This window comes from Alteromonas sp. ABV2_168 (genome assembly GCF_056161165.1).
This window is the reverse complement of the sequence record NZ_JBSWYQ010000014.1, coordinates 128,775-138,173: the sequence shown is the minus strand read 5'-3', so window position 1 is coordinate 138,173 and position 9,399 is coordinate 128,775. Positions and strand designations below refer to the sequence as shown.

Sequence of the window (9,399 nt, the reverse complement as noted above, 5' to 3'; positions counted from 1 at the left end):
TCGCAAGCTCCCTGGGACAGTAACACGTGGGCTCTGTCGCTTCGCTCGGATTTTAGCCCACGTATTACTGCCCCTTATGTGGGTGTTATACACAAGGAAACATCAGTGGTTGTAATATATGGAATAAATCAACATCTCAACCCAATTAAAGCTGCACTTTCAGATGTAATACATCATTGCATGCAGTCAATTCTTGGTATGCCCGAAGACAAACGAGCACATAGATTTGTGCCTCTAGAAAAAGACAACTTTTATTATCCTGGTGGAAGAAGCGATGCTTATACGGTAATCGAAATCAATTTGATGAAAGGTCGCAAGCCGGATACGCAAAAGCAACTTATTAAAACGCTTTTCAAAGAAATAGAGTCCGCCATCGGTATTGAGCCAATCGACATAGAAATCACCATCAAAGAGCAAGAAAAATATCAGTGGGGTTTTAGAGGAATTACAGGCGACGAGGCGGTCGATTTAAAGTACAAAGTAAATGTATAACAAAAAAATTAAGTCACTCACTCCGTTCGCTGGGACGCATACATGCGGGGCGGCTTCGCCATTATGCCCCACATGCCTGCGCCCCTTATTTAAAAGTTAGAAGGCGTCAGCCAAACTGCGTTTGGCTCAATTAAGTAATCAGTTCTACTACCCTCACCTGTTTTCACCAACATCGCTTTAGCTTTTGGTAGTTTTAATGTCACCGCATTAACTTCAAAGGTTGCGCATTAGGCGCTTTACCGCCAAGTTCTTATTTACCGCTAGTCAGCGCCAATGCGTTTGGCAGTTCAAATGGCGGCTTGCTTCATTCAAATCAAAAACATCACTGCACTGTCGTTTTGCTTGTTTGTGTTAATAATCAATCGTATGCTGGTTCTATTAGTTTTTAATAAGGCCAAAGGAACAGGCTCTGCTTCTAACAAAGCGCTCAAGTTCACTCCCTTCGGTCGCTGGGACGCTAACATGTGGGCTAACTCACTTCGTTCGGATTTTAGCCCACATGCTAGCGCCCCTTAGCTTAAAGTTAGTTACCACTGAAATTGAAACAAGGAGGTTTAAATGTCTGAAACAGCAGAAGTAATAGACGCTATTGCTAGTTTAATCTGGCCTGTCTTCATAATCGTTGTTGTCATCTTGAATCAGGATAAATTCAAGAAATTCATTGAATTGCTGTTGAATAGGTTTGAGGGTGGAGCTGAACTTGTAATAGGCTCATTTACAATCGGTAAGAGCGTTGGGAAATTAAAAGAACCTAAGGGTAATGCGCTCGTAACTGATGACCATATAGCTCTAATACACCGAAGCTGGAGAGTTCCTGAACGAGATAAAGAGTTCCCGGGTAGTAAAATGTATCAGATTCATGTAATTGTCTTTGGTACGGAGGCAGCTCTCAAGAAAATCGAAAAAGTAGTCTATCATCTTGACCCGTCTTATCCTGAACCGCTTCAAACCGGAGGAGCTATTCAAAGTCAATTTGAATTGAAAGAGTTAGCAAATGGGCACTCCTTGTTACGAGCTGAAGTTTTTGTAAAGGGCCAAAAAGAAGTAATAAACTTGTCAAGATTTATAGATTTATCTGAAACATCAGAACCGCTAAAGGGGACTTATCAAGTTTTCGGTAACTAACAATCAAATTAAGTCGCTCGCAGGCTCGCTGGGACAGTAACACGTGGGCTCTGTCGCTTCGCTCGGATTTTAGCCCACGCGTTACTGCCCCTTATGTGGGTGTTATATTCCAGTGATAGCGAAGTCTATTGCATCTATCAGCAGTTCTCTGGATTGCTCCAGCGAACCAATGCGGTCCTTGAGCACGTCTTCGGGTATAGAACTAAGCTGTTGTGCTAGAAATAAGTATGTTGTGCCTTCGAATTCTATTTCCGGCGTCAGCTTCTTCATGTAAAAACTGTTTTTAGAATTACTAGTTGTTAACGGTACAACCAGCCTTGTTGCCAATTGGTCAATTACAGAGTTTTGAACATCAACAAGAAAAGGGTAAGCTTCGCTAGTTTTCTTGCTTGGGTTTCTGTAAACATCAAATTGCGCCATTAGAAGTTCCTGTACTCATCACCTATACAACCGTTCTCAGCAACAAACTCGTTGTATGCAGCTATGGCAGCTTTGTTTTCTTTTTTCCATTTTTCGGCTTCAATACTTTTTAGCTTGTCTCTAAGTGCTTGTTCTAAGGTCGCAGACAGGTTAACTTTTAAAATTCGAGCTTTTTGCAATAGGTCGCTATTTAAGCTTAGATTTGTCGCTTTCTTGGGGGCATGGACGTCATATAAATCTTGCATTTTATCACTCCAACTAATTTTACCACCAAGTATACGCATGCAAATGCGCATTGCAAAGCATGGTTGGAATATAACAATCACATTAAGTCGGTCGCAAGCTCCCTGGGACACAAGCATGGCGGCTGTGTCGCTTCGCTCCGATTATAGCCGCCACGTTTGTGCCCCTTATTTGGGTGTTATACAAGTTAAGGAAGACGTTACTATGTCTGATAATTCTCGCAACAACGACAAAGCTGGTTTATGGGAATGGGTAAAAGCAATATGCTTACTCACAACTGTGGGTGTGGTCAGCTTCAAAGTTTATGAAGCTGATATAAAAATGACCGTAGACTTCCCAACTTTACTTTCCTTACTCCTAGCACTATTTTCCGTTGCGTTAGCAGCGCTGTTCTACTTTAAAGCAACAGAAACGAGCAATACATTTTATGACAACACCTATAACTTCACTAAAGATATAGCGCAGTTGCTTGCTAAAATTGAAAGTGGCTTCGGCGAGAAATTAAGAAACTTAGATGAGGGTTATTCATCAGTTAGGGATTATATTCAAAATACCGGAGCCAATCAAAGCATTGACGAGACGAAGGAGAAAATTCAAGGTGAAAAACAGGAAATTGAAAAGGTAATTGAAGAAAGAAATCAAATAGTGCGGGATTTATTTGAGCAAGCTCAACTACAAGAAGAGGAAAAAGAAAAAATTCAATCTCTCCTAGAAGAAAAAGAGAACGAACTGCGTTCATCGCAGAGAGAGCTCACTAGGATGGAGAAGCGTTTATTTATGGAAAAAGTAAAGAAAAGAGAAGCTAGAGAAGTCTCTACAGGGATGGAAGAGTTTACAGTAGAGTTTATTATCAAAAAAATTGATCCACATGTAGTGTTAAATTCTAGTGCAAATGCTCTCAGACGCAAAATAGACGAACAACTAGACAGAGCACCTAGACAGTACATTGAAGATTTAGAAAACCATGGATTTTTCGATAATGGTATCAACAGCAATGGAATAAGATTCATCCGAAACCTTGCGAACGACCTTGTATAACAAACTGCTGTAGTCGCTCGCAGGCTCGCTGGGACACAAACACGGCGGCTGTGTCACTTCGTTCCGATTATAGCCGCCGTATTTGTGCCCCTAAGCAGGGTGTTATGCGCCGTAGTTTATTTCTCAAATGTTTGGTGCGGCGGTAGTTGTTCATGACAAGGTTGTTTCGCTAGGTTGTATTGGTGTCAGGCAGCGTCAGTTTTCAGAACAGTATTATCAGCCCTTCAACTTTCAACTCAGCAACGCCAGCGTTCTTGCTAAGCGGCTTTCTTTGCTAGTTCATTTCTCAGGCGTCCGTTTTATCATCTGGCATTTCGCACAGGGTTGTTTTAGTGTTGTATTTAATTGCTTAATCAGTACGTTTTGGTGACAGGCGCTGGCGGCAAAGCCGCGTAGGGCAGGCACCTCGCAACGCATAACAAGCGCATTAACACTCGCTGCGCTCGCTAGGGACAAAAACACGTGGGCTCCTTGGCGCTTCGCTTGAAATTGTAGCCCACGTGTTTTTGCCCGTTATGCGGGTGTTATGCGCCAAAGCGTACAGGATTTACATCCATACTTTTATGAAGGATTCTTATGATCAAAATTTCCTGACTGCCCGTTTGTTTGTAGAAAATAACATGGCTACCTTGAGGAAATTTTCTGTATCCATCTCTTATTTCGTCGCAGCTTTTACCAATATCAGGATTCTCAGACAACATCCAAAATGAATCGTCAAATTGTTTAAGATATACATTACGCTGTTCTCGGCCCCATTTCCTTTGCGTAAACAATGCAATATCTTTTAGATCTGAGTTTGCTAGTACGGTTAACTTAAACGGTTTCACTCTTTTAATTCACCATCCAGTTCTGATATCAGATGCTCAAGGTCGTATTCAGCTTCGCCGCTTTCTTCACCTGCTACAAGTAATTGACGCAGAGTGTTTAATTTGGTTTCCTGTGTTTCTAGCAAGCGAAGAGCTGAACGAATCACCTCGCTTGCTGAACCATACCGACCAGTTTGAATTTGGCTAGCAATAAAGCCATCAAAATGGTCTCCAAGGGTAATGCTGGTGTTTTTAGCCATCTGGTTTCTCCAAGTACCAATATATACCTAATTATGGTACTTGCGCGTTGTAAGTCAATAGCGCATAACAATCACATTAAGCCGCTCGCAGGCTCGCTGGGACAGTAACACGTGGGCTCTGTCGCTTCGCTCGGATTTTAGCCCACGCGTTACTGCCCCTTATGTGGGTGTTATGAGACAGGGACATGCTCACTCTTCGAAACTTTGAAATTACCGACAAGCCAAAAATCGTCGAAACATTGAATGATCCAGAAGTCACAAGGTTTCTGTCTTCTCGTATTCCTTTCCCTTATGCTGTCAGTGATGCTGATTGGTGGCTCAGCGTTGGTTGCAAAAATGGAATTATCCGAGCAATAGAAGTGGACGGTAATTTTGCTGGTTGTATAGGTATCGAGTCAGGTCAAAATGAGTATACATTCACTGGTGAACTCGGTTATTGGCTCGCTCGCGAACACTGGGGTAAGGGCATCGCAACGGAAGCATTACGTACACTTCTAGGTCAAATTACACGCAATGATTTTGCACGTGTTCAAGCTACAGTTTTTCAAGGGAACATCGGATCAGAATCCGTACTTCTAAAATGTGGTTTTAAGAAAGAAGGCAACCTTGAGAAAGCAGTGTATAAGCATCAGGCATTCTACAATGCTGTTTTATATGGCAAAGTAATCTCATAACAAGCGCATTAACACTCGCTGCGCTCGCTGGGGACAAAAACACGTGGGCTCCTTGGCGCTTCGCGTGAAATTGTAGCCCACGTGTTTTTGCCCGTTATGCGGGTGTTATATGTCATGGAGTGAAATTTAATGATTGAGAAATCATCTCAGCAAAGGGAAATGGAAAAGTACATATTATTTTCCAACGATATCTTAGGTATTCTTTCGTTGTCTTTAGGTGCGTCCGCACTCGGGTTCAAACACCCTCAACCATTTGCCTGTTTCTTTATATTCGTAGTATTGCTATGGCTATTTTCCAAACAAAGCCCTTTCACTCGAGAGTATTTCAGACGTTATAAAACACTCGGAGACAAGTTGTTACTAATGTGGAACGTAAAAATTTATATAATAGGCATAACCTTTCTAGCTTTAATCGCAACGGGCGGATTAACTCAAGAAATTGTCTATAAACTATTTGGGTATGCCACATAACAATCAAATTAAGTCACTCGCTCCGCTCGCTGGGACACAAACATGGCGGCTTTGTCACTTCGTTCCGATTATAGCCGCCATGTTCGTGCCCCTTATGTGGGTGTTATGCGCCGTAGTTTATTTCTCAAATGTTTGGTGAGGCGTTAGCTTGTCAGGGCAAGGCTGTTTCGCAAGGTTGTATTGGTGTCTGCCGGCGTCAGTTTTCAAAGCTGCATTATCAACGTCCAAGTTTTCAACTCAGCAACGCCAGCACTTGTACTAAGCAGTTTTGTTAGCCGGTTCATTTCTCAGGCGTCCGTTTTATCATCTGGCATTTCGCACAGGGTTGTTTTAGTGTTGTCTTAAACCATTTAATCAATTTGTTGTGTTGGCTGGCGTTGGCGGCAAAGCCGCGTAGGGCAGGCACCTCGCAACGCATAACAAGCGCATTAACACTCGCTGCGCTCGCTGGGGACAAAAACACGTGGGCTCCTGGCGCTTCGCTTGAAATTGTAGCCCACGTGTTTTTGCCCGTTATGCGGGTGTTATACCCTAAAAGGATTTTATGAATATATCGTCTCTCGAAAATGCTGAACATTACGTTTGGGGAAATGGCTGCGACGGCTGGCACTTAGTTAAAACCGAATCACTTAGCGTAATACAAGAACGTGTACCCTCTGGGTGCGAAGAAATTCGACATCTTCACCAGTTCTCTGAACAGTTTTTTTATGTCATTAGTGGGGTCGCGTCGATAGAAGCCGACAAAGAGATTTTTCATGTAGAAAAAAATCATGGGCTACATATACCAGCAAATACACCTCATCAGTTGTGGAACGAACAGGAGTGTGATTTGATTTTTATAGTTACTTCGACACCACCTAGTCACGGAGATCGTATTGTGGTACGGGTATAACAATCACATTAAGTCGCTCGCAAGCTCGCTGGGACAGTAACACGTGGGCTCTGTCGCTTCGCTCGGATTTTAGCCCACGTGTTACTGCCCCTTATGTGGGTGTTATACGCTAGGAGTTTAAATGGAACTTAACCAAGTTACGTTACCAGTAAAAGATATGGATATTGCTGCTAACTTTTACCTAAATCTCGGCTTCACACAAATTGTCGATACGCCTCATTATGCAAGGTTTTCTTGCCCGGATGGGAATTCTACCTTTTCCTTATCACTCGAAACCGGTGAATTTGAAAACAGTTCTGTGATTTACTTCGAGCATGAAAAACTTGACGAACTGTGTGCTGAGTTAACTAAAAAAGGTTTTCATTTTGAACAACTGCCGACAGAGCAACGATACTTGTGGAAAGAAGCCATGCTTAAAGATCCGTCTGGTAACAAAATCAAACTTTACTGGGCAGGTGAAAACCGCTTAAATCCTCCTTGGAAAGTTGAGAAACGCGTATAACAATCTGCTGTAGTCGCTCGCAGGCTCGCTGGGACGCAAACACATGGGCTGCGTCACTTCGTTCCTAATTTTAGCCCATGTGTTTCCGCCCCTAAGCAGGGTGTTATACGCTAGGAGTTTAAATGGAACTTAACCAAGTTACGTTACCAGTAAAAGATATGGATATTGCTGCTAACTTTTACCTAAATCTCGGCTTCACACAAATAGTCGATACGCCTCATTATGCAAGGTTTTCTTGCCCAGATGGGAATTCTACCTTTTCCTTATCACTCGAAACCGGTGAATTTGAAAACAGTTCTGTGATTTACTTCGAGCATGAAAAACTTGACGAATTGTGTGCTGAGTTAACTAAAAAAGGTTTTCATTTTGAACAACTGCCGACAGAGCAACGGTACTTGTGGAAAGAAGCCATACTTAAAGATCCGTCTGGTAATAAAATCAAACTTTACTGGGCAGGTGAAAACCGCTTAAATCCTCCTTGGAAAGTTGAGAAACGCGTATAACAATCTGCTGTAGTCGCTCGCAGGCTCGCTGGGACGCAAACACATGGGCTGCGTCACTTCGTTCCTAATTTTAGCCCATGTGTTTCCGCCCCTAAGCAGGGTGTTAGATCCTGTTTAGTTCTCTAGTTTTTCTGTTTGATTCTTTGTGCGTCTAGCCGCGCTAGGTTGTTTCATCTGGGGCTAATTGAGAGTCTGGCGCATCGCTTCTATCTGCGACAAGTCAACGCTGGGTGTTTCATAAATCGCAAAGCCAGCAGCCAGGCATTTTGCATTTCTCAGCATCGCAATGTTGTTTCGGCACGAACATCTATGCTCTTTTGGTTTCAGGCTTTACAAGCGTTGCGCTGTTTAACAGCAGTTGGAGAAGTAACAGCCATCGGTTTTCAGGTGTATCAGCACCGCCTCTTCTCAGGCAACTTTTTCACATCTGGCTTTTCGTACTTGGTTGTTTTAAAGTCAGTTTATGTTTTGAGCTGGCCGCATTTTCAAAGTAGCGGTGGCAGCAAAGCTGCGGGCGTTTATTTCTTCGGTATCTAACAATCTGCTGTAGCCGCTCGCGGGCTCGCTGGGACACAAACACGGCGGCTGTGTCACTTCGTTCCGATTATAGCCGCCGTATTTGTGCCCCTAAGCAGGGTGTTATATTTTTGGTGAAAAATGAAAATTATCTCTCTTATTATTTCTCTAATTGCCGTCGTATTGGCGATTGTCTGGTATTTTAATGAACCAGGATTTGAGCCAGCTATAACAGGACTGCTTGGTTTTGCAGGTATCATTGGCACGCTTACAATAGGCTCTTCTCAGGTAAAGAATTCGGAAATACAAAGACAATTTGAAGCATTAAAAGCCAGATGGTTTGCTGAAAAAGAGTTAGCGCAAGCTAGTCTTGATGATGCCCGATGGATCATATCGGAAATATTAGATTTCTTACATCAAGTAAGGATCGCCCCAAAAACCGATAAGCATCACCAAAATATTGACAAGTTAACTCTAGAATTTAAACGCGTTCAAAATATGCAAATATATATAGATGGTGGCAAAACCTATCGCCAATTTTGGGATAAGGGCACATCGTCGATTGAAGAGCTAGGAAGTTTGTTGAAAAAAATATAACAAAAAAATTAAGTCGTGCGCTGGCGCGCACTGGGACGCATACACGTGGGCTGCTTCGCATTATAGCCCACGCGTATGCGCCCCTTATTTAAAAGTTATATGCCAAGTTGTTTGAGCAACAATGAAATACTTTATTATCTCAAGGACGAATTAGGTTAGTCAGAATGGAAGAGGCAGCAGAAAGCATTGGTCGTTTTTTCTTAAATATTCTCAAGTGGGTTTTTATCGATGCCATTCTTGAATTCTTCATCCGCGGCTTGGGGTACATTAGCTTAAAAATTGCCACACTCGGTAAGTATCCGAGAAAAGGCAGAGATGAAGGCAGGAGCGTGATTGCTGGCTTCGTTACTCTCGCGTTGATACTTGTTTTGATTGGCATGACTAATTGAGGGTTGGCATATAACAAACCACTCAAGTCGCTCGCAGGCTCGCTGGGACAGTAACATATGGGCTCTGTCGCTTCGCTCGGATTTTAGCCCATATGTTACTGCCCCTTAGTGGGGGGTTAGAGGACTTTTATGGAAATACGAAACTGGGTAGGGATTATTCTAATTGTTCTCGGAAGCTCCTTGCAGATTTATGGTTACTACTCTGAAACATGGGTTAGAGTTGTTTCTTTCATTATTATCGTTGTTGGACTAATGGTTTTTGCTACTCAAAGGTATATTGCTAGCAAAGAAACGTCAGAGTTTAATTTTGGGCCAAGCCGCAAAAATACTAGTTTGCCAATAATGGGAGACATTTTTAATACGAGTGGGAACCGCACCGGTGGAAGGAGCGAAGAAAGTTGGTCTGGCGATTCGTCAGGTGGCGATGGAGGCGGTGGTGACTAAGTCCTCTAACAAACAAATGTTGGGGAC

General features: G+C 42.8%; 15 protein-coding genes. 11 read left to right on the top strand and 4 right to left on the bottom strand.

Translation table 11 applies throughout. From position 1 onward, the window contains the following. Together ACXAH4_RS18785 and ACXAH4_RS18780 are read left to right on the top strand one after the other, a co-directional pair. Nucleotides 1–492: tautomerase family protein (locus ACXAH4_RS18785; RefSeq protein ID WP_474882986.1), on the top strand; the 492-nt coding region annotated here is incomplete at its 5' end. Between the two features lie 558 nt (nucleotides 493–1,050). Further along, complete coding sequence (locus ACXAH4_RS18780; RefSeq protein ID WP_474882984.1) at nucleotides 1,051–1,617, top strand: pYEATS domain-containing protein; 567 nt, start codon at nucleotides 1,051–1,053, stop codon at nucleotides 1,615–1,617. A gap of 102 nt (nucleotides 1,618–1,719) precedes the next feature. Here the strand turns inward: ACXAH4_RS18780 and ACXAH4_RS18775 are convergent, their stop codons facing one another. Beyond that, complete coding sequence (locus ACXAH4_RS18775; RefSeq protein ID WP_474846847.1) at nucleotides 1,720–2,037, bottom strand: CcdB family protein; 318 nt, start codon at nucleotides 2,035–2,037, stop codon at nucleotides 1,720–1,722. Further along, nucleotides 2,037–2,321, bottom strand: a complete 285-nt coding sequence (locus ACXAH4_RS18770; RefSeq protein ID WP_474820669.1) for a type II toxin-antitoxin system CcdA family antitoxin — start codon at nucleotides 2,319–2,321, stop codon at nucleotides 2,037–2,039. Before ACXAH4_RS18770 ends, ACXAH4_RS18775 begins: the two co-directional genes overlap by 1 nt. On the opposite strand from ACXAH4_RS18770, the gene ACXAH4_RS18765 reads away from it, so the two are divergent. Further along, nucleotides 2,320–3,318 (top strand): hypothetical protein, encoded by a 999-nt coding sequence (locus tag ACXAH4_RS18765; RefSeq protein ID WP_474882982.1) that lies wholly within the window; start codon nucleotides 2,320–2,322, stop codon nucleotides 3,316–3,318. The two genes, ACXAH4_RS18770 and ACXAH4_RS18765, sit on opposite strands and share 2 nt — an antisense overlap. A 524-nt stretch (nucleotides 3,319–3,842) precedes the next feature. Here ACXAH4_RS18765 and ACXAH4_RS18760 read toward each other — a convergent pair. Beyond that, on the bottom strand, nucleotides 3,843–4,145 hold the full coding sequence (locus tag ACXAH4_RS18760; RefSeq protein ID WP_014978219.1) for a type II toxin-antitoxin system RelE/ParE family toxin: 303 nt from the start codon (nucleotides 4,143–4,145) through the stop codon (nucleotides 3,843–3,845). Then, entirely contained in the window at nucleotides 4,142–4,384 is a 243-nt protein-coding gene (locus tag ACXAH4_RS18755) for a type II toxin-antitoxin system ParD family antitoxin (RefSeq protein ID WP_014978218.1), read from the bottom strand. The genes ACXAH4_RS18760 and ACXAH4_RS18755 overlap by 4 nt, the downstream gene beginning before the upstream one ends. A gap of 185 nt (nucleotides 4,385–4,569) precedes the next feature. Between ACXAH4_RS18755 and ACXAH4_RS18750 the strand changes: the two genes are divergently transcribed. From ACXAH4_RS18750 to ACXAH4_RS18715, 8 genes are all read left to right on the top strand, one after another. Beyond that, a complete protein-coding gene (locus ACXAH4_RS18750; protein WP_474882981.1) occupies nucleotides 4,570–5,058 on the top strand; it encodes a GNAT family N-acetyltransferase in 489 nt (162 codons plus the stop codon). A gap of 1,015 nt (nucleotides 5,059–6,073) precedes the next feature. Beyond that, entirely contained in the window at nucleotides 6,074–6,421 is a 348-nt protein-coding gene (locus tag ACXAH4_RS18745) for a cupin domain-containing protein (protein WP_474882979.1), read from the top strand. A gap of 121 nt (nucleotides 6,422–6,542) precedes the next feature. Then, nucleotides 6,543–6,923, top strand: a complete 381-nt coding sequence (locus tag ACXAH4_RS18740) for a VOC family protein (protein ID WP_474882978.1) — start codon at nucleotides 6,543–6,545, stop codon at nucleotides 6,921–6,923. Nucleotides 6,924–7,045: 122 nt separating this feature from the next. Beyond that, complete coding sequence (locus ACXAH4_RS18735) at nucleotides 7,046–7,426, top strand: VOC family protein (RefSeq protein WP_474825183.1); 381 nt, start codon at nucleotides 7,046–7,048, stop codon at nucleotides 7,424–7,426. A 309-nt stretch (nucleotides 7,427–7,735) separates the two neighbouring features. Continuing rightward, nucleotides 7,736–7,963: a hypothetical protein gene (locus ACXAH4_RS18730; RefSeq protein WP_474882976.1), complete on the top strand. Its 228-nt coding sequence runs from the start codon at nucleotides 7,736–7,738 to the stop codon at nucleotides 7,961–7,963. A gap of 120 nt (nucleotides 7,964–8,083) precedes the next feature. Then, nucleotides 8,084–8,539 carry a hypothetical protein gene (locus tag ACXAH4_RS18725; RefSeq protein WP_474882974.1) on the top strand — a complete coding sequence of 152 codons (456 nt, stop codon included), beginning with the start codon at nucleotides 8,084–8,086 and terminating at the stop codon, nucleotides 8,537–8,539. 164 nt (nucleotides 8,540–8,703) lie between these two features. After that, the gene (locus tag ACXAH4_RS18720) at nucleotides 8,704–8,928 is read left to right on the top strand and encodes a hypothetical protein (RefSeq protein ID WP_474882973.1); all 225 of its coding nucleotides are present in this window, start codon (nucleotides 8,704–8,706) and stop codon (nucleotides 8,926–8,928) included. Between the two features lie 129 nt (nucleotides 8,929–9,057). After that, entirely contained in the window at nucleotides 9,058–9,372 is a 315-nt protein-coding gene (locus ACXAH4_RS18715) for a hypothetical protein (RefSeq protein WP_474882971.1), read from the top strand. The last annotated feature ends 27 nt before the right edge of the window (nucleotides 9,373–9,399 follow it).

Coding starts and splice junctions, on each gene's coding strand:
- ACXAH4_RS18780 (WP_474882984.1), top strand. CDS start 1,051: ATGTCTGAAACAGCAGAAGTAATAGACGCTATTGCTAGTTTAATCTGG.
- ACXAH4_RS18775 (WP_474846847.1), bottom strand. CDS start 2,037: ATGGCGCAATTTGATGTTTACAGAAACCCAAGCAAGAAAACTAGCGAA.
- ACXAH4_RS18765 (WP_474882982.1), top strand. CDS start 2,320: ATGCAAATGCGCATTGCAAAGCATGGTTGGAATATAACAATCACATTA.
- ACXAH4_RS18770 (WP_474820669.1), bottom strand. CDS start 2,321: ATGCGTATACTTGGTGGTAAAATTAGTTGGAGTGATAAAATGCAAGAT.
- ACXAH4_RS18755 (WP_014978218.1), bottom strand. CDS start 4,384: ATGGCTAAAAACACCAGCATTACCCTTGGAGACCATTTTGATGGCTTT.
- ACXAH4_RS18750 (WP_474882981.1), top strand. CDS start 4,570: ATGCTCACTCTTCGAAACTTTGAAATTACCGACAAGCCAAAAATCGTC.
- ACXAH4_RS18745 (WP_474882979.1), top strand. CDS start 6,074: ATGAATATATCGTCTCTCGAAAATGCTGAACATTACGTTTGGGGAAAT.
- ACXAH4_RS18740 (WP_474882978.1), top strand. CDS start 6,543: ATGGAACTTAACCAAGTTACGTTACCAGTAAAAGATATGGATATTGCT.
- ACXAH4_RS18735 (WP_474825183.1), top strand. CDS start 7,046: ATGGAACTTAACCAAGTTACGTTACCAGTAAAAGATATGGATATTGCT.
- ACXAH4_RS18730 (WP_474882976.1), top strand. CDS start 7,736: ATGCTCTTTTGGTTTCAGGCTTTACAAGCGTTGCGCTGTTTAACAGCA.
- ACXAH4_RS18725 (WP_474882974.1), top strand. CDS start 8,084: ATGAAAATTATCTCTCTTATTATTTCTCTAATTGCCGTCGTATTGGCG.
- ACXAH4_RS18720 (WP_474882973.1), top strand. CDS start 8,704: ATGGAAGAGGCAGCAGAAAGCATTGGTCGTTTTTTCTTAAATATTCTC.
- ACXAH4_RS18715 (WP_474882971.1), top strand. CDS start 9,058: ATGGAAATACGAAACTGGGTAGGGATTATTCTAATTGTTCTCGGAAGC.